We start from the raw sequence: 23,744 nt of genomic DNA, 5'->3' as shown, positions 1-23,744 counted from the left end.
GGCGGGGATGTTCGCTGTGGAGGTCTACGCGGCGGTTCGCGATTTCGTTTTCAATCAGAAGCAGAGCCGACGGGAAGCGGCTCGCGTGTTCGGGCTGAGCCGCGAAACGATCGCCAAGATGTGCCGGTTCTCGATCCCTCCGGGCTACACGCGCACGAAGCCGGTCGAGAAGCCGAAGCTCGGTCCGCTGCTGCCGGTGATTGAGGCGATCCTGGACGGAGACCGGGCGTCTCCGGTGAAGCAGCGCCATACGGCGAAGCGGATCTTCGAGCGGCTGCGGGACGAGCACGGCTTTGCCGGCGGCTACACGGTGGTGAAGGACCATGTGCGGCTCTGCCGGGCGCGGGGCCGCGAGACCTTCGTTCCGCTGGCCCATCCGCCCGGTCACGCCCAGGTGGATTTTGGCGAGGCGCTGGCGGTGATCGGCGGCGTGCGGCAGAAGATCCACTTCTTCTGCCTGGACCTGCCACAGTCGGATGCCTGCTTCGTGAAGGCGTATCCGCGCGAGACGACGGAAGCGTTCCTGGACGGTCACGTCTCGGCTTTTGGCTTCTTCGGCGGTGTGCCGCTGTCGATCCTCTATGACAACACCCGCATTGCGGTGGCGAAGATCTGCGGCGATGGCCGGCGCGAGCGGACGCGGGCCTTCACGGAGCTGGTGAGCCACTATCTGTTCCGGGATCGGTTCGGGCGCCCGGGCAAGGGCAATGACAAGGGCAAGGTCGAGGGGCTGGTGAAGTATGCCCGCTCGAACTTCATGACGCCGATCCCTTTGGCGGCGAGCTTCGCCGAACTGAACGCGATGTTGGCCGAGCGCTGCCGCCGGCGACAGGACGAGCGGGCCGGCCGGCATGCCCAGACGATCGGAGAGCGGCTTGTTGCCGATCTCGGGGTCTTGCGCCCTTTGCCGGCAGTGCCGCTGGAGCCGTGCGAGAAGCGTGGTGCGCGGGTCTCGTCGACGGCGCTGGTCCGATATCGGTCGAACGACTACTCGGTCCCGACGGCCTATGGCTTCCAGGACGTGGTGGTGAAGGGCTTCGTCGAGGAGGTCGTGATCCTGTGCCGGGGCGAGGAGATTGCCCGCCATCCCCGCAATTACGGGACGGGCGTGTTCGTCTCCGATCCGCTGCACTATCTGGCGCTAATCGAGGAGAAGCCGAACGCCCTCGACCAGGCCGCGGCCTTGCAGGGCTGGGACCTGCCCGAGGCCTTCCAGCACCTGCGCCATCTCCTGGAAGCGCGCATGGGCAATCGCGGCAAGCGCGAGTTCATCCAGGTGCTGCGGCTGCTGGAGGCCTTGCCGCGCGAGGTCGTGAGCTTCGCCGTCGGCGAGGCGATCCGGCTGGGCGCGATCGGCTTCGATGCGGTGAAGCTGATCGCGCTGGCGCGGCTGGAACGGCGCCCGGCCCGTCTGGATCTGGCGGCCTATCCGTATCTGCCGAGGACTACGGTGAAGACGACCTCGGCGGCCGATTACGCCGTGCTCCTGCCGGGAGCCGCGGCATGACGGGCTCGGGGAAAGAGACGATGCCGGCGGGCACGACCGCTGGAACGCCGCAGGTCCTGCTGGCGCACCACCTCAAGCAACTGAAGCTGCCAACCGTCCTGCGCGAGTACGACAAGGTGGCACGGGAATGCTCCCGCGACGGCGTCGATCATCCCCGCTACCTGCTACGGTTGGTCGAGCTCGAACTGATCGACCGGGAGCGGCGCACGGTCGAGCGGCGGATCCGGGCGGCGCGCTTCCCAGCGGTGAAGAGCTTCGACACCTTCGACTTCACGGCGATCCCGAGCCTGAACAAGATGCTCGTGCTGGAGCTGGCGCGCTGCGGCTACATCCTGCGCCGGGAGAACATCATCGCGCTCGGCAACAGCGGCACCGGCAAGACCCATGTCGCCCTCGCGCTCGGGCTGGCCGCTTGCCAGAAGGGCTTCTCCGTCGCCTTCACGACGGCGGCTTCGCTGGTCAACCAGCTCCTCGAAGCCCGCGACGAGAAGCGCCTGCTCAGGCTCCAGCGCGAGTTGCAGGCGGTCAAGCTGCTGATCGTCGACGAGCTCGGCTATGTGCCGCTGTCGCCGACCGGCGCCGAGCTCCTGTTCGAGATCTTCTCGCAACGCTACGAGCGCGGCTCAACCATCGTCACCTCGAACCTGCCCTTCGAGGACTGGACGTCCGTCCTGGGATCGGAGCGCCTCACCGGCGCGCTGCTCGATCGCCTGACCCACCACGTCAGCATCCTCGCCATGAACGGCGACAGCTACCGCCTCAAACAATCGGCCGGCCGCCGGCGCGCCTCCGCCGCGGCGGGGCAAAAACAGACCACCGCCAACGAAGCCGATCCAGAAACCGGCGAGATCATCCCCTGATCAATCCCGACAGCGCGATATGGCAGGGGCCCCGATCGGGGCCCCTGCCATATCCGCCACCCTCAACGCCAGTGGCCTGCTTTTACTCCGCCACGCTGGCCTGGAATCCGACCGCCGTTGACAACCACTGCTCTCAGCGGAAACAACACGTACTGCACCCGGTCAGATCCGATTGCCACTCCTTCTCACGCTCGGATGCGTCGGCCGTAGCGTCAACCACTTCCGGTTGCGACCCACAGGCATCTTTCTCTCGGTCAGCTTCGCCGGTCGGCCACATCAGGCGCTGCGGCAGCGGCGGCCGAATGCAGTGGGGCCTTCAATCTGTCGGCAGAAAGGAGTGTCTTTGCAGCCTTAATGGCCTCGTCAGGCAACGTGATCGTCACTGTTATTTGGAGTCGACGGATTTCCGCCAAACGCTCGGAAACATCGATGCGGAGCATCGCTTTCTCGGTTGGCTCCAAGAGCCGTACGAGGGCGCTGAAACTTCCTACGCTGTTGGGATCGATATGGATGTCGATCGGCACGGATGCGGCGCTAGCGAGCCGATAGGCCTCATCGCCACTGTCTCTGCGGCCCGTCCGATCATCGACGATCGGCAGGAGATCGTGATTGAATATTCGCAGGCGTTTCGGATGAGCGGAGGCGATGCTTTCGATCAGCATGGCATGGCTCGCGCGATTGCGAACGACCAATCGAACACCAACGAACTCATCAGGAAGGTCGCCGTAGCTTTCAATGTAGTGCTCGACGATCGGCTTTGTCGCATTGATCTCGCGCTGCTCCTTCCGAGCCGCTAGGCGAAAATTGCGCCAAGTGTAACTCGCCGCCACGAGCGAGATCAGCGCGGAGACGCCTGATATCCATTCCGCTCGCGTGATAGCTGACCAATCCATTCAGTGGCGACTCCCATGACCATCCTCAGCCTGGGAGATCGCGAGCGTTCCATCAACAGTCCGCCACGTCGGCTTCGGCCGGGGCAGCGCGAAACCTATGTTTCCTCTCCCGGTTAGCAAACCTGGATAGCGTTCCTAATGATGTAGCGAAGAATGAAATCCGGAGAGCTCTCCCGGTTTTCTGTGGCGGTCGAAAATGCGCGATCGGCAAAAAAAATCTGTTGGTGTCTTTCCAGGATATGCCCTCTTTGGATCAGCACGAGGCCAACCAGGGAGAGCGCCCGTGCATGACGATGATGGTTCCGATCTCGACGCCGCCCGCCGCTATCGCCGGCGGTTGAGGAAGCAGCGGGCCTACCAGGCCGATTACCGCGAGAAGCTCAAGAGAGCCGGCACGCCCGATCGCGACGATTTCGCCGCGGCCGTGCTGCGCATCGTGGTTTCGGGCTCCGCTCGGGATATCGAACGGCATGGCCCTCAGTGGGAGCGCCTGATCGTTCGGGAATTGACCGGAAAGGGTTTCGAGGCGGCAGCCGTGGCGCAGGCGTTCCGGAGGATGGTGGTTCGCGAGGTGAGGCGAATGCGGACGGCGGCGGCCCGCCGCGAAGAGCGCGATTGACCCGGTGGCAGGCCGGGCCGAAAAATCTTCTCGTCGTATGCATCGATATGCACAGAATCGCTCAGCATGAGATCCGGCGAGGGCGCCTTCATGCTGAAGCGAGATGACGAGGGGCAACGTGAGCCGGCGGGGCGCTGTCCTGCCTGCCACGATCGGGCAGGGGTTCGGCTGGCGTATCGCGTCGACGAGGCCGCCGATTTGATCGGCGTCGGGCGGACGACCTTCTATGCTCTGATCCGCGATGGACATATCGTCCCGCGCAAGCTCGGCCGGGCCACGCTGATTCTGCGCGCGGACCTCGATCGCCTTATCGAAACGCTGCCCCGGCAAGGGGCGGCGGGCGACGAAGGTTGATGTTCGTGATTTTCGAAGGCCCTGCGACATTATGGCGAGCGGAAAAAGGCCGAGGCGAGAGGCACCGCTGCGATTTGTTGGCCTTTTCGTTGGCCTCATAAGACAATCAAATAATAAATTATTAGATATATCAATTTCTTCGTCGATATATTCGATTCCGCCCCTGGCACCATCCCTTCCCAAAAGCGATCGACTGCCAGAACGTTAGCTCAGATCAAGGGCTTGAGCCTCGCCGTACTGGTCAACAACGGTGAGCGAGAATGCCTTTTCGCATGAAACGCAGGCGCATCCCCACCGATGTGAAAGCCGAGCCGCCGGCCTGAAGCTCCGCATCCCTCTGTGTGGATAAGACCGTTTCGGCCGCAGCTGCGGATATTCGCTTCTCGCTGAAGACCGCCGACAAGTCGGAGACTGTCGAACCCTCCAGGCATGCGGACTGCTGCGCGATCACCGCGGCCTCCTATGAGGCGATCGTCCGCATGAGGCCCGTGCCGCGCCGGTAGCCGGTGCCGGCCCGAAGGTCGTTGCGGCGGCTGACGGCCGCGCTATAGCTTGAGCATGATCCAGCACCTGCGATTCGCTGCTGTTTTCGCCGTCATGGCCGCCTCGCTCACGATCGGGATGGCGGCTGCGCCGGCTCATGCAATGCCGGCCGACGCCCAGCGTCCGGAGAATGCCGAAAGCGCCAGGATCGGGGAGCGCGTGGCGCAGCAACATTGCAGCCGATGCCATGCGATCGGCCGGACAGGCCAAAGCCCGAATCCGAAGTCGCCGCGCTTCCCGCTGATCGCGGAACGCTATCGGGACAACAATCCCGCTCCCGTGCTGATCGATGGCACGGTCGTCAGGCATCCCGGCATGCCGGAGTTCAGGATGCTTTCTTACGAAACGGATGGCTTGGTGGCCTATATCCGCCGGATTTCGCGGAAGTGGAAGCCGGCCCGCTGAGGTTCGGGCGAGCCGGAACCGCGCCGGACGAGCGGCCGCGGTGCAGATCCCGCCGGAAACGCCGGCTCCCTGCTGTTTTCCGGACCTGCGCTCAGTCCTCGCGCTCGCGCTGTTGCGGGACCTCGTCCGCCTCGTCGACCGGCTCGCCGGGAATCACGTAGTTGCCCTTGAGCCAGCGGCCGAGGTCGATGTCGGCGCAGCGCGCCGAGCAGAACGGCCGGAAGCGCGCGAGCGCCGGCTTGCCGCAGATCGGGCAGGGCCTCGCGGCCGGGGGCGCCTTTTCGGATTCGGTCATGCTGATGCGCGATGCCTCCATCGACGACGATACGGCCGATCGAAGGGCCGCGCGAGCCGCCCCCGCCTCAGGCGGCGTTCATCCAGCCGAAGCGGATGGGGAAACCTTCGCCGCCGAGAAGGTTCACCGTCTCGTAGAGCGGCAGCCCGACGACGCCGGTATAGGAGCCGACGAGCTTGACGACGAAGGAGCCGGCGATGCCCTGGATGGCGTAGCCGCCCGCCTTGCCGCGCCACTCGCCCGAAGCAAGGTAATGCTCGATGTCCTCGGTGGAAAGGCGCCTGAAGCGCAGCCGCGTCTCGACGATGCGGTCGCGGATCGCGCCCGACGGCGTCACCAGCGCGACGCCGGTATAGACACGGTGCGCCCTTCCGGAGAGCAGGCGCAGGCAGGCCGCCGCCTCGTCGACGATCTCGGCCTTGGGCAGGATGCGCCGGCCGACGGCCACGACCGTATCGGCGGCGACGATGTAGCAGCCCTCGAGATCGGCGCGAGCACGGGCGCCTTCGCGCGCGGCCTCGGCCTTCCCGCGCGCCAGGCGGCGGGCGAGATCGCGCGGGCGCTCGCCCTTGTGCGGCGTCTCGTCGAGATCGGCGGGGAGGAGCGCATCCGGCTTCAGCCCCGCCTGCTCCAGGAGCGCGAGACGGCGCGGCGAGGCCGAGGCGAGGACGAGCATCGGCCGCCAGCCGGGATGCTTGGGGGAAGAGAAGAAGCTCAAACTGCCATCCGAGACGATTCCGGTGCCGGGAGGGATCGGCACCGGGAGAGCCTTTAGAGCATTTCCGCGCCCCGATAAATCCGTCCGTGGCGCGTTTCCCGGAACCGGACCGGTCACCGCCGGGTTGAGTGATTGTCACCGGCTGCATGGCAGGCTGGTATACCACGCATTGCCAAGCGCGGCCGTTGGCGGCAGACTTTCTTTCCCCCTCGGCGTTCCGCCCCCTGTTCCATCGGCCTTCCGGAGTCCCCCATCATGCCGCAACCGCGCCAATCGACGGACTCCGCGCTGGCGACCGGGGTGGAGGCGCAGATCTTCGCGGCGCGCCTGGTGACCATGCATGCGGAAGCGAGCCTCACCATCGCGATGCGGATGCCGCTCTTGATGAAGGGCGCCTTCGGCGACAGCCGCGGCCAGCGCGAGGCCGCCAAGGCGGTGATCGAGAAGATGCTGGCCGTGGTCGAGAGCAGCTTCGCCGCCACCCAGGCGACGACCGCCTTCTGGTGGAGCTTCACCCTCAACCCGACCGGCCGCTTCGATCTCACGGCGGCGGCGGTCCGGGTCGCCGACAGCACGCTGGAACCCTTCGCCCGGCGCACCCGCGCCAACGCCACCCGCCTCGGCCGGTTTCGCCGCTAGAACTCCCCTGTCATTCCGGGAAGGCGCATTTCGGGAAGGCGGCTGATCAGGCCGGGCCGTCGGGCGTTGCCGCCGCCGCGGGAGGCGCCAGCGCGTGCGCGCGCTCCAGCCTGCGGTAGCGGGCGACGCTCACCGGAATGAGCGCGAGATAGGCGATGACGACGATCGCCAGCACCTCGAAGGTGTAGGCGAAGAGCAGCCCGGCCACGATCACGACGGCGACGAAGATCGGCAGCACCTGCGTCCTCGGAATGCGCATGCCCAGCGTCTTGCCGGCATAGCAGGGAATGCGCGAGATCGTCAGGAAGGCGATGAACAGGATGTAGAGGCCGACGAAGAGCGCGCCGTAGTCCTGCACCGGAACGCCGATGATGTGGAGATAGACCGGCAGCAGCGCGGTGATCGCGCCGGCGGGCGCCGGCATGCCGACGAAGAAATCCTTCTGCCAGTCGGGGCGGTCGGGATCGTCGATCATCACGTTGAAGCGCGCGAGCCGGAGAGCCATGGCGCAGGCCAGCGTCAGCACGATGATCCAGCCCACGGATTTCAGGTCGTGCAGGACGAAGATCCACAGCACATAGCCGGTGGCGACGCCGAAATTGACGAAATCCGACAGGGAATCGAGCTCGGCGCCGAAGCGCGAGGTGCCCTTCAGCATGCGGGCGAGGCGCCCGTCGACGCCATCGAGCGCCGCCGCGATCAGGATGCAGATCGTCGCCGTCTCGAGCTTGTTCTCGACGACGAGACGCATCGCCGTGAGGCCGAGGCAGAGCGCCAGCAGCGTGACGAGGTTCGGTGCGATCAGCCGGAAGGGAATCGGCCTGAAGCGGGCGCGCCTCGATTCGACGCGCTCCGGCTCGAAGGGTGGAAAGAGGTCGCTCATGCCAGCCGGGATACGCGGTTTTCGGGGTCCGCGCTAGCTTGTGCCTCAGATGTCGCGGAAGCTGCGCGCCATGGGCTCGTTGCCGGCAAGATCGGCGAGCACGGTCTCGCCGGCGATCGCGGTTTGCCCCTCGCCGACCAGCGGCACGACATCGGCCGGCAGATAGACGTCGACGCGCGAGCCGAAGCGGATCAGCCCGAAGCGCTCGCCGGCGGCGAGCGTGTCGCCTTCCTTGACGAAGGGCACGATGCGCCGCGCGATCAGCCCGGCGATCTGGACGACGCCGATGGCGCCGGCGGCGGTCTCGATCGCCAGCGCGTTGCGCTCGTTGTCGTCGCTCGCCTTGTCGAGCTCGGCGTTGAGGAAGAGGCCCGGCGTATAGGCCATCTTCAGGATGCGGCCGGGAACCGGCGCCCGGTTCACATGGCAGTCGAAGACGTTCATGAAGATCGAGATCCGGGTCATCGGCTCGGCCGGCAGCTCGAGCTCCGGCGGCGGCAGGGCCCGGGCGATCTGGCTGACGCAGCCATCCGCCGGCGAGATCACCAGCCCCTCCCGCTGCGGCGTGACCCGGACGGGATCGCGGAAGAAATAGCAGATCCAGACCGTCAGGATCGCGCCGATCCAGCCGAAGGGCGACCAGAGATTGGCGAGCACGATCGTCGCCACGAGGCCGATCGCGATGAAGACATAGCCCTCCTTGTGGATGGGCACGATCACCTTGCGGACGGAATCGACGAGGGACATGGCAGGTTCCGCTGTTCTGGCGGCGCGAGGCGCGCAGATGGTTGAGGCTGCGCTGATTTAGGGGTTTCGGGCCGGGAGGGAAAGAGGCCGCGTCCCCTCAGGAGATGCTGAGGCGCACGCTCTCCCCTTCTTCCTGCGTCGCGCGCTGGAGGGTGGCCTTGGCCTCGTCGACCTCGCGCTGGCGGTTCCACATCGCGGCATAGACACCACCGGACGCGAGCAAATCGCGATGATGGCCGCGCTCGACGATGACGCCCTTGTCGAGCACGATGATCTCGTCGGCATTGACCACGGTGGAGAGCCGATGCGCGATGACCAGCGTGGTGCGGCCCTCGCTGACGCGGTCGAGCGCATCCTGGATCTCCTTCTCGGTGAAGGAATCGAGCGCCGAGGTCGCCTCGTCGAGCACCAGGATCGGCGGGCCCTTCAGGATGGTGCGGGCGATGGCGACACGCTGCTTCTCGCCGCCCGAGAGCTTCAGGCCGCGCTCGCCGACCGAGGTGGCGTAGCCTTCCGGCAGGGTGCGGATGAAGCGGTCGATCTGGGCGAGCCGCGCCGCCTCCTCGACCTCCGGAAGCGTCGCCTCGGGCCGGCCGTAGCGGATGTTGTACTCGATCGTGTCGTTGAACAGCACCGTATCCTGCGGGACCATGCCGATCGCGGCGCGCAACGAGACCTGCTGCACATCGGCGATCGGCTGGCCGTCGATCAGGATGCGGCCTTCCTGCGGCTCGTAGAAGCGGAAGAGCAGCCGCGAGATCGTCGACTTGCCGGCGCCGGAGGGGCCGACGATGGCGACGGTGCGCCCCGGCTCGACCTTGAACGAGACGCCGCGCAGGATCGGCCGCTCCGGCACATAGGCGAAATGCACACCCTCGAACCTGACCTCCCCGGCCGGGACCGAAAGCGGCAGGGCGCCCGGCCTGTCGCGGATCTCGGGATCGCGGCCGATCAGCGAAAACATCTCGCCGATGTCGAGCGTCGCCTGCTTGATCTCGCGATAGACCGTGCCCATGAAGTTCAGCGGCAGATAGAGCTGGACCAGCATGGAGTTGATCAGGATCAGGTCGCCGACCGTGTTGGTCCCGGCCTGGAAGCCGCGCACCGCCATCACCATCGAGAGCGTCAGCCCCACCGTGAAGATCGCCGCCTGGCCGAAATTGAGCCAGGCGAGCGAGGTGTAGGATTTGACCGAGTTCCGCTCGTAGCGCGCCATCGAGCGGTCGTAGCGGGCGGTCTCGCGGGCCTCGGCGCCGAAATACTTCACCGTCTCGTAGTTGAGCAGCGAATCGATCGCCTTGGCGTTGGCGTCGGTGTCGGATTCGTTCATCGCCGAGCGGATGGCGATGCGCCATTCGGTGGCCTTGATCGTATAGGTCATATAGGTCGTGACCATCGCGACCAGGACCGCGACATAGCGCCAGTCGAACAGATAGAGCAGCACGGCGACGATCAGCACGACCTCGATGATCACCGGCACGAGCTGGTTGAGGCCGAGCCTGACCATCTCCTCGATGCCGTTGCGGCCGCGCTCCAGCACGCGGGTGAGACCGCCGGTCTTGCGCTCGAGATGAAAGCGCAGCGAAAGATGGTGCAGGTGCCCGAAGGTCTGGAGCGCGAGCGTGCGCACCGCGTGCATGAAGACCGGCGCGAAGATGGCGTCGCGCAGCTGGACGAAGGCCGCAGCCCCGACGCGGGCGAGACCGTAGAGCACCGTCAGCGCCAGCGGCGCCCCGACGAGCCAGGGCAGCCATTGCGCGAGGCTGGCATTGCTGCCGGCGAGCGCGTCCGTCACCCATTTGAAGGTGAAAGGCACGCCCATCAGCACCAGCCGCCCGGCGAGCATCAGGGCGAAGGCTGCGACGACGCGGCCGCGCAGATCGGCGCGCTCAGCCGGCCAGAGATAGGGCCAGAGGGCGCGGAAGGTGGCGAAGAAGCCGGACCCGGGCTGGATGACGGCAGAGTGGGAGAAACCCGGCGCCGGAGGCGGCGCTGACGGCACGGACATATTCGAACGATTCCAGTTGGAGCGCTCATATAGGCGCAATCGCGCGCCGTTGCATGGGCGATCTTCGACGATCTTCCACGATCCGCGGCGGCCCCTGCCCCCGAACGGCCTTGCTCTCGCCGAAAGCGCGATGTCTGATCCCGGCCGGGCGGGAAACGCCCGACATCGGGGAAGGAACCACCATGAAGGCCCACCAACTCGTCGCCCGCGGGATCGGCATCGGCGCCGCGATCCTGATCGCCCTGCCCGCCCTGGCGCAGGGCGCCAGGCCCCACCCCCAGATCACCATCACCAACCAGCGCGCCGTGCCGCTCGAAAGCCTGGAGATCGCCACCACCGGCGAGCAGTCCCGCCTCGTCGCCAAGCTCGCCAAGCCGCTGGCGCCCGGCAAGAGCACGACGCTCAAGCTCAACAAGCCGCAGGGCTGCAGCTATTTCATCCTGGGCAAGTTCGCCGACGAGGCCGAGACCGATGCCGACGGCATGGATCTGTGCAAGGACCGCGTGATCCGGCTGACGGAGTGACGCCGTTCCCGCCTCCCCTCCCGGCGGCTGAGGGATTCCGGCCTTCTCGACCCGGCGCGAGAGGCGCGCTGACGGCTTTCCGAGGATGCGCCTCCTCCGATCGGGGGAGGCAGTCCGGAAAGCGCTCGTCCTAACCTGACATCGGGACCATCAGGCCGGGCGCCGGCGACAGACAGCCCTGCCCGGCGCAACGAAACCGGGGTTTGCGATGGCGTACGAAGCCCTGCTCCACGAAATCTATGCCGCGCTCGCCGATCCGAACCAATGGCCTCGCACGCTGATCAGGATTTCCGATTATCTGGGCTGCCTTGGCGGACAACTGATCTACAATCCTCCCCCGGGCGGCAACGGCATGATGGTCGTCGGGCGCCTCGATCCTGTTTTGACGGATGTCTATTTAAAAAATTATACGCAGAATCCATGGACCTCGACCATGGCGAAACAGCCATTCGAGCAAGCCGTTGCCATAAGTTCACTGGTTGAACGCAAGGTTGTACAAAGAACGGCGTTCCATGCCGATGTTCTGTTGCCGCAAGGCATCACCGATATGCTGGCTATCAGCCATCGCAGTCTTTCTTTTGGTGGAGGCGTGGGAGGCGTGGGGTTTGCCCTGTCGGCGCGCGCGGAAAGCCGCATCGAACATATGCGCAAGCAGTTGGCGCGCCTGGCACCGCATATCAACCGGGCCGTCGACGCGACCCTGCACCTCGGCGCGCTGGCCGACGGCAGCAGGCAGTTGACCAAGGTTCTGGAGCTCCTGCCCAATCCCGCATTCCTCCTCGACGGGCGAGGCGGCGTCGTCCATGCCAACAGCCCCGCCGAGACGCTGCTGCGCAGCGGCAGCGGCCTCGTCTACGCCAACGGAGAAAGGCCGCAGCTGACGGCGGAGATCCCCAGCGAAAGGAGCGCCCTGGCGCGGCTATTGGCGAGCGCGCTCGCCGTCGCGACCGGCAAGGGCGGCGAGCCGGGAGAGCCTTTGCGCCTGTCCCGTTCCTCGGGCGAAGCGCCACTCGTCGTCATCCCCGTCCCGCTGCCGCCCCCGGCTTTCGCGCTCTGGGAAGCCGTCAGCTTCGCCCGGGTGCTGGTGATGGTCATCGACCCGACGATACGCCATGTCGCTGCAATCTCCGTGTTGCAGGCCACTTTCGGGCTGACGAAGGCGGAGGCGCGCGTGGCGAGCCTGATCGGAAGCGGCCTGAGCGGACCGCAGGCGGCCCAGGCTCTCGGCATATCGCCGTTGACGACGAAGACGCATCTCACGCACTGCTTCGAGAAAATGAACATACGCTCCCAGAACGAGCTTACGCGTATCCTCCTGTCCCTCCCCTCGGCCCATCAGGTGAACGGCGACACCAAACCGTGATCACACCTCATTGCCGCTCGACATGGAGCAGCAACCCGCCCGATCCGGCCTTGCCGGGGCCGCTGCGACAGCTTCGGGAGAGTCGATGCCGCTTGAAGGCGGTCAGGCCGATGACGATCCCGCAGCACAGGCTGTTCATCATGTTGATCGCCGCCAGCGGCACGTCGCCGAGCGACGTGAGCGCATAGGCGGCCGTCGATGTATTCGCCGCGACCCAGAGCCCCCATGTCCAATAGGAAATGGCGGCAGCGCCCGTGCTGTCGCGCGCGACGCGGACAATCTGCGGCAAATACGAGAATACCCGCAGGACGTTGAAGAAGCTGAACAGATAAAAGGCCGCGTCTGCCGTGGTCATGCGGGCCCTCCCTGCGGTACGTCGTGGGTCGGCTGTCCCGCTGAGTTTGTAGGGAGGCACCGATGGTCCGGCGTCGCCCGATCGGAGGAGGAATACGCCGGGCCGGCGAGACCGCCGCGCTCCTTCACGCGATCTCGAGCGGCCCGATGCCGAAGCAATGAGCCGGCGGAGACGGAAAGCGGCTCACGCCGTCGCGCCGGCCCTGACCAGCTTGTAGGTGATCGAGTCGGTGAGCGCCTGGAATGAGGCGTCGATGATGTTGGCGCTGACGCCGACCGTGGTCCAGCGCTCGCCGGTCTCGTCGCCCGATTCGATCAGCACGCGGGTCACGGCATCGGTGCCGCCCTGGAAGATGCGGACCTTGTAGTCCAGGAGGCGCAGGCTCCCGATCAGCGACTGGTAGCGGCCGAGGTCCTTGCGCAAGGCGATGTCGAGCGCATTGACCGGGCCGGCCTCGCCCTCGGCGGCCGAGATCAGCACGTCCTCGCCCACCTTCACCTTGACGATCGCCTCGGAGAAGGTGACGAGCTCGCCCAGCGCGTTGTAGCGGCGCTCGACATTCACGGCGAAGCGCTCGACGGCGAAATAATCCGGCACCTCGCCGAGGATGCGCTTGACCAGCAGGAAGAAGGAGGCGTCGGCGCCTTCGAAGGCATAGCCTTGAGCCTCCTTGTCCTTGACCTCCTCCAGCACGCGGTTGAGGCGGGGATCGTCGCGCCCGAGGGTTACGCCGATGCGCTCGAGTTCGGCGACGAGGTTCGACTTGCCGCCCTGATCGGAGACCAGGACCTTGCGGATGTTGCCAGTAGCCTCGGGCGCGACATGCTCGTAGGTGCGCGGGTCCTTGAGCACGGCGGAGGCGTGGATGCCGGCCTTGGTGGCGAAGGCGGAGGCGCCGACGAAGGGGGCATGGCGGTTCGGCGCGCGGTTCAGCATCTCGTCGAGCGCGCGCGAGACATGGGTCAGCTCGGCGAGCTGCGCCTCGCCGACGCCGAGCGCGAAGCGGTCGCGATAGCGCTGCTTCAGCTTCAGCGCGCCGATCAGCGTGACGAGGTTGGCGTTGCCGCAGCGCTCGCCCAGCCCGTTGAGCGTGCCCTGGATCTGGCGCACGCCCGCCTCCACCGCCGCCAGCGAGTTGGCGACGGCGCAGCCGCAATCGTCATGGGCGTGGATGCCGAGATGCTCGCCCGGCACGACCTTCGCAACCTCGCGGACGATCGCGCCGATCTCGTCGGGCAGCGTGCCGCCATTGGTGTCGCAGAGCACGACCCAGCGCGCGCCGGCCTCGTAGGCCGCGCGGGCGCAGGCGAGCGCGTAGTCGGGGTTGGCCTTGTAGCCGTCGAAGAAATGCTCGCAATCGAGCATCACCTCGCGGCCGGCGGCCTTCGCCGCTTCGACGCTCTCAGTGATGCCGGCGAGGTTCTCCTCGAGCGAGATCCCGAGCGCGACGCGGACATGGTAATCCCAGCTCTTGGCGACGAAGACGATGGCATCGGCCTTCGCCTCCAGCAGCGCGGCGATGCCCGGATCGTTGGCGGCCGAGCGCCCGGCCCGCTTGGTCATGCCGAAGGCGGCGAACTTCGCCCGCTGCGTCGGCTTCTCAGCGAAAAAGGCGGTGTCGAGCGGGTTGGCGCCGGGATAGCCGCCCTCGACATAGTCGATGCCGAGCCGGTCGAGCAGGCCCGCTACCATGCGCTTGTCGTCGAGCGAGAAATCGACGCCGGTGGTCTGGGCGCCGTCGCGCAGCGTCGTGTCGAAGAGATGGATGCGGGCGGCGCTCATCGCTTCGCCTCCCAGCTCGTCGTCGGCTCGCCGGTGGCGGGGTCCTTGCCGTCCTTGAGCGCGATGCCCATGGCGGCGAGCTCGTCGCGGATGCGGTCGGATTCGGCGAAGTTCTTCGCCCGGCGGGCGGCGAGGCGGGCGCCGATCAGGCGCTCGACCTCCGGCGCGATCGCCGCCGGCGCCGCGACCTCCGGCAGGGCGACGCCGATCAGGTCGAGGCCGGCCAGCAGCGCCGGCAGGTCGCCGGCCTTGCGCAAGGCGTGCAGCTCGGCCAGCACACGGGCGGTGTTGAGATCGTCGGTCAGCGCGTCGAGGAGTTCGGCCGAGGGTTCGGAGGCCGTCGTGCCCTGCGCGGCCTCCGCCCAATCCTGCAAGGTCTTGTCCGCCTCCTCCAGCGCCTTCACCGTCCAGTCGATCGGCTGGCGGTAATGCGTCTTCAGCATCGCGAGCCGCAGCACCGCGCCCGGCCACTTCCGGCCGCCGAAGGTATCGGTCTCCAGCAGCTCGTGGATCGTGACGAAGTTGCCGAGCGATTTCGACATCTTCTCGCCCTCGACCTGCAGGAAGCCGTTATGCATCCAGATATTGGCCATGGCCGGCTGCCCCTCCCCGCCACTGAGCGCGCAGCAGGACTGGGCGATCTCGTTCTCGTGGTGCGGGAAGACGAGGTCGATGCCGCCGCCATGGATGTCGAAGACATTCTTGCCCGGATCGTCGCAGGTGAGCCCGCCGCCGAAAGGCACGAGCAGCTTCGCCATCGACATGGCCGAGCATTCGATGTGCCAGCCGGGGCGGCCGGGCGTGGCGATGCCGGCGGGCGAGGGCCAGCCGGGATCGATGCCGTCGCGGCTCGGCTTCCACAGCACGAAATCCATCGGGTCTCGTTTATACGGGGCAACATCCACCCGTGCGCCCGCCAGCATCTCGTCGAGCGAGCGGCGGGCGAGCGTGCCGTATTTCGGCGCCTTGGCCAGATGGGCCACGGCCGGGACGTGGAACAGCACATGCTCCTCGGCGACATAGGCGACGCCGCGCGCGATCAGGCGCTCGATGATCGCCCGCATCTCTTCGATATGGGCGGTCGCGCGCGGCTCGGCCGTGGGGCGCAAGGTGCCGAGCGCGTCGACGTCGCGGTGGAACTGCGCGGTCGTGGTCTCGGTGACCCTGGCGATCGCCTCGTTCAGCGGCAGGCCGGGGAAGTCGCGCGCCGCGCGGGCGTTGATCTTGTCGTCGACGTCGGTGAGGTTGCGGGCATAGGTGACGTGCTGCGCCCCGTAGAGATGGCGCAGCAGCCTGAAGAGCACGTCGAAGACGATGACCGGGCGGGCATTGCCGATATGGGCGTAGTCATAGACCGTCGGGCCGCAGACATAGATGCGGACATTGCCCGGATCGATCGGCGCGAAGTCCCGCTTCGTGCGCGTCAGCGTGTCGTAGAGCCTCAGGGTCGGCTGCATCGGGGCAAAATCCTGGAACGAACGAAACGAAAATCGCCTGGCCGCTGGCCGGGGCGCTGTTGTCGGTTCGTTTTCAGGACGAGGACGTGAGCAGCCGGCCAGCGCAAGCTAGCGGCAGATAATGCAAATCCGGCGGTTGATGGCGGCTCGCGTCATGGTCGAAACTGATTGCCTTCCGCTGAGCTTTCCGTCAAGAGGGGCGCCCGTTGTTGCGTTGCAGCATTACCCCACGGTCACCGCGGTTCATTCAAATTTAACCGAACGGAACCATGCTTCCGATTCGCGGGTTCTCCATCCGCCCGCCGCCATCAGGATATCCATTCATGCGCCGCGCCGTGGCCCTCGTCGGATTGCTCGGGATCGTCGCCGCCGGCATCTCGCTCTCGATCATGCCGGCGGGCCGCTCGGCCGCCGCCGCCGGCGAGCAGCGCACCTTCCTGATCCCGGCCAGCGACGGCTACGGCGTCGCCGACTGCATCGCGTCGCGGGCCGAATGCGGCCGGATCGTCGCCGATGCCTGGTGCGAGTCGCAAGGCTTCGGCAAGGCCGTCGCCTTCGGCGTCGCCGCCCGCGAGGATTTCACCGGCACGCTCGCCAGGCAAAGCCAGACACAGGCAGCCGGGGAGCCGCTCAGCATCACCTGCGACGAGTGACGCCCCTCACCTGATCCAGTCGGAGCATTTCGGCGGCTCGCCCGAGGCGCCCCAGGGCATGACCGGCACGGTCGAGGTCGAGTTCTGCGGCGAACCGTCGATCAGCTTGTCGGTATAGACCAGATAGACCAGCACGTTGCGCTTGGCGTCGCAGCCGCGCACGATCTGCATCTTCTTCCAGACCAGCGAACGGCGCTCGCGGAAGACGACATCGCCCTGCCCGGCCTTCTCCTTGAATTTGATCGGTCCGATCTGGCGGCAGGACAGCGACACCTCCGAGACCTCCTCGGCGACACCGAACATGCCGGAGACGCCGCCCTTCTCGGGCACGGTGTAATGGCAGGCGACACCCTCGACGGCGGGATCGTCGACGCCGTAGACGGCGAGCTTGTCGTTAGGCGTCAGCATCTTCCAGACGGTCGACTTGCGGAAGATCAGGTCCTCCTGCGCCACGGCCGGCGACAGCGAGGCCCCGGACAGGCCAAGCGCCAGCGCGGCCAGAACCCAACGACGAAACGGCATTCCCATTCTCCCGGCATATTCTGGAGCCCCGATATGGGAAGCCGGACGGGCGCGCGCCAGAGTCCGGCGTCGCAAGGCGGCCATCACCCCGCCAGCGGCTTGAAGGCGAGATAGGCGGCGGCGAGCGCGCCGATGACGCCGAGCGAGAATAGGACGAGCTTCAGCCGCGTCATCGCGCTGGCGAAGGCGACATCGCCGCCGGCGATCTCAGGATAGCGGTCGAGCAGCCGCGCCACGGCGAAATTCTCCGCCACGTCGCAAAGCCCGCCGAGGAGCCAGCCCCCGCCGCAGAGCGCCGCCACCCACCAGGGCTGGCCGCGCAGGGAAAGACCGGCGGCGATCAGCGCGCCGATGATCGCATAGGTGAAGGCGAAGGCGACATCGGCCGGCAGCACGCGGTTGCGATAGCGGGCGCGCTTCTCCTCGCCATAGAGCGTGAACAGCTTCTCGACATCGGCGAGGCTGTAGCCGTCCCAGTCGTTTTCCAGCATGCGCGGCACGCCCTGCCGGTTCGACCAGAGGCCGACGAGCCAGAACAGCACCATCACCAAGACCGGCCCCCAGACGAAGAAGGCCAGCGGAATGACGCTGGAATAGAACGGCACGGTCTCGATCATGGCAACTCGGCTCTCGTCTCAAGCTCTCTTGGCGGGCCTTGAAGGTTATCCGCCCGCCCGGCCGCCGCCAAGCGGCAGGACCTCCTGCTCGATCGCGCCGAAGATCGAATGCCCGGAAAGGTCCTTCATCGCGATGCGGACGGTGTCGCCGAAGCGCAGGAGGGGCGTCGCGCGGTTGGCGACGGGGCCGGCGGTGACGATGGTGCCGGCCGAAAGGCCGCGCGTCGCGGCGGCATCGGCGATCAGCGCGCCGAAATCGCAGGCTGGATCGGCGCTCACCTCGGGCTTGCCGTTGACCTCGGCGATGACCGGCAGGCGCAGCCGCCCGCCCTGCCAGGCGCCGCCGAGCTCGTCCGGCGTCACCGCGACCGGGGAGCAGGCCGAGGACGGCCTCGCCCGGTCGCGCAGGTCGACATCGCTGACGAGCATGACGAGGCGGATCAGGCCGAGCGCCTCCTCGCGGGTCGCCGCCATCGGCACGTCGCCGGTTGCGACCGCGATCCGGGCCGCGAAGGCGATGCCCTCGCTGCGGGCCTGCACGGGCCGGCGCGCGCCCAGCCAGGCGTCGCTGGCGCCCCGGGACAGTTGCGGTTCGTCCCCTGTGGCCGACGCGTCGAGCCGCTGATAGGCGCGCGGCAAGGGCGCGGCGCAATCATGCTCGTGGAAGCGGAAGGAGGGGACGGAACCGTGCTCCAGCCCTTCGGCGAGGTCGGCGAGGCGCGGGGCGTGGCGGGGCCAGTCGTCGAGCGCCGCCTGCAGGGTCGGCACGACCGGGAAGGCGTCGGTGGCGCGGGTCAGGTCACGCGAGACCACGACGAGACGGCCGTCACGGCCATGCGCGAGCGAGGCGAGCTTCATGTCTTTCCATTCCCTTCCGAACGCGCCAATAAAGGCATAATTGGCGCGTGGGAGGAAACCAAATGGAACGTCGCAGCTTTTTGAAAACGGGAGCGCTGGCCGCCGCCGCGACGGGCATCGCGATGCCGGCGATCGCGCAGGCGCAGCCGGCGGTGAAATGGCGTCTGACGTCGAGCTTCCCGAAATCGCTCGATACGATCTTCGGCACGGCGCAGCAATTCTCGAAATACATGGCCGAGGCGACCGACGGGGCGTTCGAGGTCCAGGTCTTCGCGCCGGGCGAGATCGTGCCCGGGCTCCAGGCGCTCGATGCGGTCTCCTCGGGCACGGTCGAATGCGCGCATTCGCCGACCTATTTCTACATCGGCAAGGACCCGACGCTGGGCTTGGGCACCGGCATCCCCTTCGGCCTCAACGCCCGCCAGCAGCATAGCTGGTGGTATTTCGGCGGCGGCGGTGAGATCGTCAACGGCGTGCTCGACCGCTTCAACGCCTATTCCATCCCCTGCGGCAATTCCGGCTGCCAGATGGGCGGCTTCTTCCGCAACGAGCTGAAGAGCATCGACGACCTGAAGGGGCTGAAGTTCCGCATCGGCGGCATGGGCGGGGCGGTGCTCGCCAAGCTCGGCGTGGTGCCGACGCAGATCGCGCCCGGCGACGTCTATCCGGCGCTGGAGCGCGGCGCGATCGACGCGGCCGAGTTCGTCGGCCCCTATGACGACGAGAAGCTCGGCTTCGCCCGCGTCGCCAAATATTACTACTACCCCGGCTGGTGGGAGGGCGGCGCGATGCTGCACCTGATCATCGGCAAGGAGGCCTGGGCCAAGCTGCCGAAGCATTATCAGGCGATCGTCCAGCACGCCTGCGAGGCGGCCAACAACTGGATGCTGGCCAAGTACGATTTCGTCAATCCAGGGGGGTTGCGCCGCCTGGTGGCGCAGGGCGCGCAGCTGCGCGGCTTCCCGCTGCCCGTGATGGAAGCGGCGCTGAAGGCGGCCGAGGAGTATTACGCCGAGACCGGCGCCAAGAGCGCGGATTTCAAGAAGGGCTATGATTCGATGGTGGCGTTCCGCGGCGAGAACCTGCTCTGGTGGCAGATCGCGGAACTCTCCTACGACTCATTCATGAACCGGCTGAAGGCGCGCTGAGGCGCCGCCTTCAGAAATACCGCGCCAGATTGCGCCGGATGCGCGCGGCCGGGTCCTCGCCCCTCAGTGGATAGGCGAAGGGCGTTCCGGTGATCGTCTCGAAGGCCCGGACATAGACCGCCGAGGTCTGGTCGATCAGCTCCTGCGGGATCGGCGGCAGGTCCTGCGTATAGGGATCGCAGCGCGCCACGACCCAGTTGCGCACGAAATCCTTGTCGAAGGATTCCGGCTTCCCGCCGGCCGCGAAGCGCTCCGGATAGCTTGCGGCGAACCAGTAGCGGCTGGAATCCGGCGTATGGATCTCGTCGGCCAGCACGATCCTGCCCTGCGCATCCGTGCCGAACTCGTATTTGGTGTCGGCCAGGATCAGGCCGCGCTCAAGGGAGAGCGCCTGGCCGCGCGCGAACAGCGCGAGCGCGTAAGCCGAAACGGTATCCCACTGCGCCTGCGTCAGCAGGCCGCCCTCAACGATCTGCCTTGCCGAAAGCGGCTCGTCATGGCCGCCGTCGAAGGCCTTGCTGGTCGGCGTGAGGATGGGCTGCGGCAAGGCCTCGTTGTCGCTTAAGCCCTCCGGCAGCGTCAGCCCGTACATCTCGCGCCTGCCCTGCTTGTAGAGCGTCAGGATCGATGTGCCGGTCGTGCCGGCGAGATAGCCGCGCACCACCATCTCGACGGGCAGGATCTCGAGCCGCCGGCCGACGACGACGTTCGGGTCCGGGTATTCCAGCACATGGTTGGGGCAGATGTCGGCGGTGCGCTCGAACCAGTAGCGGGCGGTCTGGGTCAGCACCTGCCCTTTCAGCGGAATCGCCGCGATCGCCCGGTCGAAGGCGGAGAGCCGGTCGGTCGAGATCAGGATGCGGCGCCCGTCCGGCAGATCGTAATTCTCGCGGACCTTGCCGCGGTAATAGTTCGGCAGCTCCGGGATGACGGCTTCGTGAAGAGGCAGGTAATCGGACATGGACGGGCTTGCCTTCCCGGCGCTGCGCGAAAGGGCGGCGCGGCCGGGCCGCCGCCGCAGCCCTTCTAGCGAAAGCAGGGGTTTTCCACCACCGGGACCATGCGCCCTTCCCCGGATTGCTGCGCCGGTCCGAATATGGCATGCGAAGCCGCAGGCCCGCCGGGAGGCGCGGACGCTCCATAGTTCCGTCGTGTTTGGCGTGTGTTCTCGATGGTATCGGACGGAGCCGCCGCCCCGGCATGGATGACGTGACCCGACTTCAGATGATGCTGCGATTGTCCAGACGTTTCGGCATGGCCTTCCTGGCGCTGATGGCGCTCGGCGGCGCCGCCGCGGCGCAGTCGGCCTCCTGCAATGCCTGGCGCGCCGAGCTTGAAAGCCTGCAGGGCCGCGGCGGCGGCGATCCGCGCGCGGCGCAGGCCGCGCAGCGCGTCGGCGCCGAGCTCGCGCGGCTGAGCGGCCAGTATCGCGCCATGGGCTGCGACCGCGGCTTCAGCTTCTTCGAATCGCCCCCGCCGCAGTGCAACTTCGTCCGCCAGCAGATCGGCCAGCTGCAGAGCCAGTACGGCGCCCTGCAGCGCCAGGCGCAGGGCGGCGGCATCGAGCAGCGGCGCGCCCAGCTCGCCGCCGCGATCAACAACAACTGCCGGGCGCAGCCGCGCGGCTTCTTCGAGACGATCTTCGGGCTCGAGCCGCGCCGCGGCGAGATCGAATCGACGCTGCCCGAGCTCGATCCCGAAGAGCCGCTCGAGCCGGCGAAGCCTCGGCTCGGCGGCCCGCAGACCGTCTGCGTGCGGACCTGCGACGGCTATTTCTTCCCGCTCTCGAACAACACCGGCAACGGCGACGAGATGTGCCAGGCGCTCTGCCCGGGCAGCGAGACCCTCGCCTACGGCATGAGCACCGGCGGGGACATCCAGAACGCCGCCTCGCGCACGACCGGCCAGCCCTATTCGGCGCTGGCCAATGCCGGCAAATATACGCGCAGCTTCGACGCCGCCTGCGGCTGCCGCGGCCAGGGGCAGAGCTGGTCGGCCGCCCTCAAGGACGCCGAGTATCTGCTCGACAAGCGCAAGGGCGACGTCATCGTGAGCGAGCAGCGCGCGGCCGAACTGTCGCGCCCGAAGCCCGACCCCAAGCGCAAGGGCCAAGCCGCCCAGCCGGCGCCGGCGCCCGTTCCCGCCGTCCCCGACGAGAAGCCGATGCCGTCGGAGGATTCACCGACCGCCGGCACCGAATCGGCCGGCGTCGGCCCCGACATCGTCGGCGAGACGGTGCTCGACAGGAAGGACGGGCTGAAGAGCGAATCGCGCAGCGCCACCGGCGAACGCCGCGCGGTGCGCATCGTCGCGCCCAATCTCGCGCCCAATCTGAGCCCGCAGATCGTCAGGCCGTAGACACCGTCGGCGCTCCACCCATGTCATTCCGGGGCGCGCCGCAGGCGCGAACCCGGAATGACGATGGGAGGGACAAGCCGTCAGGCGTTCTCGCCCTTGAGCCGCTTCAGCGCCTTCGCGCGGCCGATCAGCGGCAGCAGGGCGGCGAGCTCGGGGCCATGATCGAGCCCCGTCAGGGCCTGGCGCAGCGGCATGAACAGCGCCTTGCCCCTGGCGCCGGTCGCGGCGGAAACGCCCTGGGTCCAGCTCTTCCAGGTCGTGGCGTCGAAGGGCTCCGGGGGCAGGAGCGCCGCTGCCTTCGCCGCGAAATCCGGATCGGCGATCACGGGAGCGACCGGCCCCTCGACGACCCGCCACCAGAGCTTCGCCTCGTCCAGCCGGGCGAGATTGCCGCGCACGGCAAGCCAGAACGCCTCGTCGGCCGCGATGCCCAGCGCCTCGAGCCGCTCCGACACCGCCGCCAGGGGCAGCTGGTGCAGCGTGCGCGCGCTTAGCGCCTCAAGCTCGTGCTCGTCGAACCTGGCCGGCGCGCGCGAGACATGGGCGAGCTCGACCAGCCCTGCGAGCTCGTCGAGGCTCGAGACCGGGCGCACCGCGTCGGAGGTGCCGACCAGCGTCGCCAGCGCGGCGACGGCGAGCGCCTCCACCCCGCTCTCGCGCAGGCCGCGCAGCGAGAGATGGCCGAGGCGCTTGGAGAGCCCCTCGCCGCTCGCGGTGGTGAGCAGGTTGTGGTGGCCGAAGACGGGCAGGCTCGCGCCCAGCGCCGCGAAAATCTGCGCCTGGACGGCGGTGTTGGTGACGTGGTCCTCGCCGCGGATGACATGGCTCACGCCGGTCTCGACATCGTCGACGACCGAGGGCAGCGTGTAGAGATAGCTGCCGTCCTCGCGCACCAGAACCGGGTCCGAGAGCGAGGCGCAGTCGACATGGGAGGGGCCGCGCACCAGATCGTCCCAGGCGACCGCGCGGGCCTCCAGCAGGAAGCGCCAGTGGGCTTTGCGCCCCTGCGCCTCGAAGGCGGCCTTCTCGGCGGGCGTGAGCTTCAGCGCGGCGCGGTCGTAGATCGGCGGCAGGCCGCGGGCGAGCTGGCGCTTGCGGCGCCGGTCGAGCTCGTCGGCGGTCTCGTAGCAGGCATAGAGCCGCCCTGCCCCGCGCAGGCGCCCGGCCGCCGCATCGTAGACCGCCAGCCGGTCGGACTGCCGGATCACATCGTCGGGCAGGATGCCGAGCCAGGCGAGGTCCTCGGCGATGGCCTCGGCATATTCGGCCTTCGAGCGGGCGATATCCGTGTCGTCGTAGCGCAGCAGGAAGCGCCCGCCATGCCGGCGGGCGAACAGCCAGTTGAACAGCGCCGGCCGGGCATTGCCGATATGGAGATAGCCGGTGGGCGACGGCGCGAAGCGGACGAGCGGGCGTGTCATGGCCGGCTTATGGCGCGTTTGCCGGCGGGCGACAATCGCGTCCTCGCACGTCTTCGGCCGGAATTTCCCATCGTTAACCCGGTATCAGCGTGAATCTCGCCAACGATTTGAAAACGCTCTCCGCCCGTTTTCTGCTCTGGCGAGAACAAACGTAGACAGAAGCGGAACCTACGAGAACGCTGAAAACCGCTTCCTGCCCCTCTCCCGAGAGAGCG

The 23,744-nt window shown here is 67.4% G+C and carries 26 protein-coding genes; 11 read left to right on the top strand and 15 right to left on the bottom strand.

What is annotated here, in order from left to right; translation table 11 throughout:
• Nucleotides 1-7 precede the first annotated feature (7 nt).
• Together istA and istB are read left to right on the top strand one after the other, a co-directional pair.
• On the top strand, nt 8-1,507 hold the full coding sequence (gene istA / locus M9917_RS17060) for an IS21 family transposase (RefSeq protein WP_297250232.1): 1,500 nt from the start codon (nt 8-10) through the stop codon (nt 1,505-1,507).
• On the top strand, nt 1,504-2,367 hold the full coding sequence (gene istB, locus M9917_RS17055) for an IS21-like element helper ATPase IstB (RefSeq protein ID WP_465246306.1): 864 nt from the start codon (nt 1,504-1,506) through the stop codon (nt 2,365-2,367). Before istA ends, istB begins: the two co-directional genes overlap by 4 nt.
• Nucleotides 2,368-2,621: 254 nt before the next feature.
• Here the strand turns inward: istB and M9917_RS17050 are convergent, their stop codons facing one another.
• Entirely contained in the window at nt 2,622-3,260 is a 639-nt protein-coding gene (locus M9917_RS17050) for a hypothetical protein (RefSeq protein WP_297255675.1), read from the bottom strand.
• A gap of 283 nt (nt 3,261-3,543) precedes the next feature.
• On the opposite strand from M9917_RS17050, the gene M9917_RS17045 reads away from it, so the two are divergent.
• Entirely contained in the window at nt 3,544-3,879 is a 336-nt protein-coding gene (locus tag M9917_RS17045; protein ID WP_297255673.1) for a hypothetical protein, read from the top strand.
• Nucleotides 3,880-3,945: 66 nt separating this feature from the next.
• Nucleotides 3,946-4,233, top strand: a complete 288-nt coding sequence (locus M9917_RS17040) for a helix-turn-helix domain-containing protein (RefSeq protein ID WP_297255671.1) — start codon at nt 3,946-3,948, stop codon at nt 4,231-4,233.
• Nucleotides 4,234-4,474: 241 nt separating this feature from the next.
• Here the strand turns inward: M9917_RS17040 and M9917_RS17035 are convergent, their stop codons facing one another.
• On the bottom strand, nt 4,475-4,684 hold the full coding sequence (locus M9917_RS17035) for a hypothetical protein (RefSeq protein WP_297255669.1): 210 nt from the start codon (nt 4,682-4,684) through the stop codon (nt 4,475-4,477).
• Nucleotides 4,685-4,878: 194 nt separating this feature from the next.
• Here M9917_RS17035 and M9917_RS17030 point away from each other — a divergent pair, with 194 nt between their 5' ends.
• The gene (locus tag M9917_RS17030; protein ID WP_297255667.1) at nt 4,879-5,181 is read left to right on the top strand and encodes a c-type cytochrome; all 303 of its coding nucleotides are present in this window, start codon (nt 4,879-4,881) and stop codon (nt 5,179-5,181) included.
• A 91-nt stretch (nt 5,182-5,272) separates the two neighbouring features.
• On the opposite strand, the gene yacG is transcribed toward M9917_RS17030, so the two are convergent.
• Nucleotides 5,273-5,476 carry a DNA gyrase inhibitor YacG gene (gene yacG / locus M9917_RS17025; protein WP_297255665.1) on the bottom strand — a complete coding sequence of 68 codons (204 nt, stop codon included), beginning with the start codon at nt 5,474-5,476 and terminating at the stop codon, nt 5,273-5,275.
• A gap of 67 nt (nt 5,477-5,543) precedes the next feature.
• The gene (locus M9917_RS17020; protein ID WP_297257106.1) at nt 5,544-6,152 is read right to left on the bottom strand and encodes a Maf-like protein; all 609 of its coding nucleotides are present in this window, start codon (nt 6,150-6,152) and stop codon (nt 5,544-5,546) included.
• Between the two features lie 297 nt (nt 6,153-6,449).
• On the opposite strand from M9917_RS17020, the gene M9917_RS17015 reads away from it, so the two are divergent.
• Entirely contained in the window at nt 6,450-6,833 is a 384-nt protein-coding gene (locus M9917_RS17015; RefSeq protein WP_297255663.1) for a hypothetical protein, read from the top strand.
• Between the two features lie 46 nt (nt 6,834-6,879).
• Here M9917_RS17015 and M9917_RS17010 read toward each other — a convergent pair whose 3' ends face one another.
• The 3 genes from M9917_RS17010 to M9917_RS17000 are packed head-to-tail and all read right to left on the bottom strand — an operon-like array spanning nt 6,880 to nt 10,471.
• Complete coding sequence (locus M9917_RS17010; protein ID WP_297255661.1) at nt 6,880-7,716, bottom strand: CDP-alcohol phosphatidyltransferase family protein; 837 nt, start codon at nt 7,714-7,716, stop codon at nt 6,880-6,882.
• A 45-nt stretch (nt 7,717-7,761) separates the two neighbouring features.
• Nucleotides 7,762-8,502 (bottom strand): phosphatidylserine decarboxylase, encoded by a 741-nt coding sequence (locus M9917_RS17005; RefSeq protein WP_297257105.1) that lies wholly within the window; start codon nt 8,500-8,502, stop codon nt 7,762-7,764.
• A gap of 58 nt (nt 8,503-8,560) precedes the next feature.
• Nucleotides 8,561-10,471 (bottom strand): ABCB family ABC transporter ATP-binding protein/permease, encoded by a 1,911-nt coding sequence (locus tag M9917_RS17000; RefSeq protein ID WP_297255659.1) that lies wholly within the window; start codon nt 10,469-10,471, stop codon nt 8,561-8,563.
• A gap of 182 nt (nt 10,472-10,653) precedes the next feature.
• On the opposite strand from M9917_RS17000, the gene M9917_RS16995 reads away from it, so the two are divergent.
• Both M9917_RS16995 and M9917_RS16990 read left to right on the top strand, forming a co-directional pair.
• Nucleotides 10,654-10,995: a hypothetical protein gene (locus M9917_RS16995; protein ID WP_297255657.1), complete on the top strand. Its 342-nt coding sequence runs from the start codon at nt 10,654-10,656 to the stop codon at nt 10,993-10,995.
• 208 nt (nt 10,996-11,203) lie between these two features.
• Nucleotides 11,204-12,358 carry a helix-turn-helix transcriptional regulator gene (locus M9917_RS16990; RefSeq protein ID WP_297255655.1) on the top strand — a complete coding sequence of 385 codons (1,155 nt, stop codon included), beginning with the start codon at nt 11,204-11,206 and terminating at the stop codon, nt 12,356-12,358.
• Between the two features lie 7 nt (nt 12,359-12,365).
• On the opposite strand, the gene M9917_RS16985 is transcribed toward M9917_RS16990, so the two are convergent.
• From M9917_RS16985 to cysS, 3 genes are all read right to left on the bottom strand, one after another.
• The gene (locus M9917_RS16985) at nt 12,366-12,713 is read right to left on the bottom strand and encodes a hypothetical protein (protein WP_297255653.1); all 348 of its coding nucleotides are present in this window, start codon (nt 12,711-12,713) and stop codon (nt 12,366-12,368) included.
• A gap of 183 nt (nt 12,714-12,896) precedes the next feature.
• On the bottom strand, nt 12,897-14,495 hold the full coding sequence (cimA, locus tag M9917_RS16980) for a citramalate synthase (RefSeq protein WP_297255652.1): 1,599 nt from the start codon (nt 14,493-14,495) through the stop codon (nt 12,897-12,899).
• On the bottom strand, nt 14,492-15,952 hold the full coding sequence (gene cysS / locus M9917_RS16975) for a cysteine--tRNA ligase (protein ID WP_297255650.1): 1,461 nt from the start codon (nt 15,950-15,952) through the stop codon (nt 14,492-14,494). The genes cimA and cysS overlap by 4 nt, the downstream gene beginning before the upstream one ends.
• A gap of 323 nt (nt 15,953-16,275) precedes the next feature.
• Here cysS and M9917_RS16970 point away from each other — a divergent pair, with 323 nt between their 5' ends.
• Nucleotides 16,276-16,605, top strand: a complete 330-nt coding sequence (locus tag M9917_RS16970; RefSeq protein WP_297255648.1) for a hypothetical protein — start codon at nt 16,276-16,278, stop codon at nt 16,603-16,605.
• A gap of 6 nt (nt 16,606-16,611) precedes the next feature.
• Here the strand turns inward: M9917_RS16970 and M9917_RS16965 are convergent, their stop codons facing one another.
• From M9917_RS16965 to M9917_RS16955, 3 genes are all read right to left on the bottom strand, one after another.
• On the bottom strand, nt 16,612-17,127 hold the full coding sequence (locus M9917_RS16965) for a CreA family protein (protein ID WP_297255646.1): 516 nt from the start codon (nt 17,125-17,127) through the stop codon (nt 16,612-16,614).
• A gap of 83 nt (nt 17,128-17,210) precedes the next feature.
• Nucleotides 17,211-17,744 (bottom strand): hypothetical protein, encoded by a 534-nt coding sequence (locus tag M9917_RS16960; protein ID WP_297255644.1) that lies wholly within the window; start codon nt 17,742-17,744, stop codon nt 17,211-17,213.
• 45 nt (nt 17,745-17,789) lie between these two features.
• Nucleotides 17,790-18,602, bottom strand: coding sequence for a fumarylacetoacetate hydrolase family protein (locus M9917_RS16955; RefSeq protein WP_297255642.1), 813 nt, complete (start codon nt 18,600-18,602; stop codon nt 17,790-17,792).
• Nucleotides 18,603-18,664: 62 nt separating this feature from the next.
• Between M9917_RS16955 and M9917_RS16950 the strand changes: the two genes are divergently transcribed.
• Complete coding sequence (locus M9917_RS16950) at nt 18,665-19,750, top strand: TRAP transporter substrate-binding protein (RefSeq protein WP_297255640.1); 1,086 nt, start codon at nt 18,665-18,667, stop codon at nt 19,748-19,750.
• Between the two features lie 10 nt (nt 19,751-19,760).
• Here the strand turns inward: M9917_RS16950 and M9917_RS16945 are convergent, their stop codons facing one another.
• The gene (locus M9917_RS16945; RefSeq protein WP_297255638.1) at nt 19,761-20,711 is read right to left on the bottom strand and encodes a phosphoribosylaminoimidazolesuccinocarboxamide synthase; all 951 of its coding nucleotides are present in this window, start codon (nt 20,709-20,711) and stop codon (nt 19,761-19,763) included.
• A 275-nt stretch (nt 20,712-20,986) separates the two neighbouring features.
• On the opposite strand from M9917_RS16945, the gene M9917_RS16940 reads away from it, so the two are divergent.
• Nucleotides 20,987-22,108, top strand: coding sequence for a DUF2865 domain-containing protein (locus M9917_RS16940; RefSeq protein ID WP_297255636.1), 1,122 nt, complete (start codon nt 20,987-20,989; stop codon nt 22,106-22,108).
• 80 nt (nt 22,109-22,188) lie between these two features.
• Here M9917_RS16940 and gltX read toward each other — a convergent pair whose 3' ends face one another.
• On the bottom strand, nt 22,189-23,529 hold the full coding sequence (gltX, locus tag M9917_RS16935; RefSeq protein WP_297255634.1) for a glutamate--tRNA ligase: 1,341 nt from the start codon (nt 23,527-23,529) through the stop codon (nt 22,189-22,191).
• Nucleotides 23,530-23,744: the final 215 nt, after the last annotated feature.

It is taken from the genome of Bosea sp. (in: a-proteobacteria) (assembly GCF_023953965.1).
In the GTDB taxonomy this organism is placed as follows: domain Bacteria; phylum Pseudomonadota; class Alphaproteobacteria; order Rhizobiales; family Beijerinckiaceae; genus Allobosea.
The sequence above is the reverse complement of the archived record's forward strand: the minus strand, read 5'-3'. Positions and strand labels throughout refer to the sequence as shown.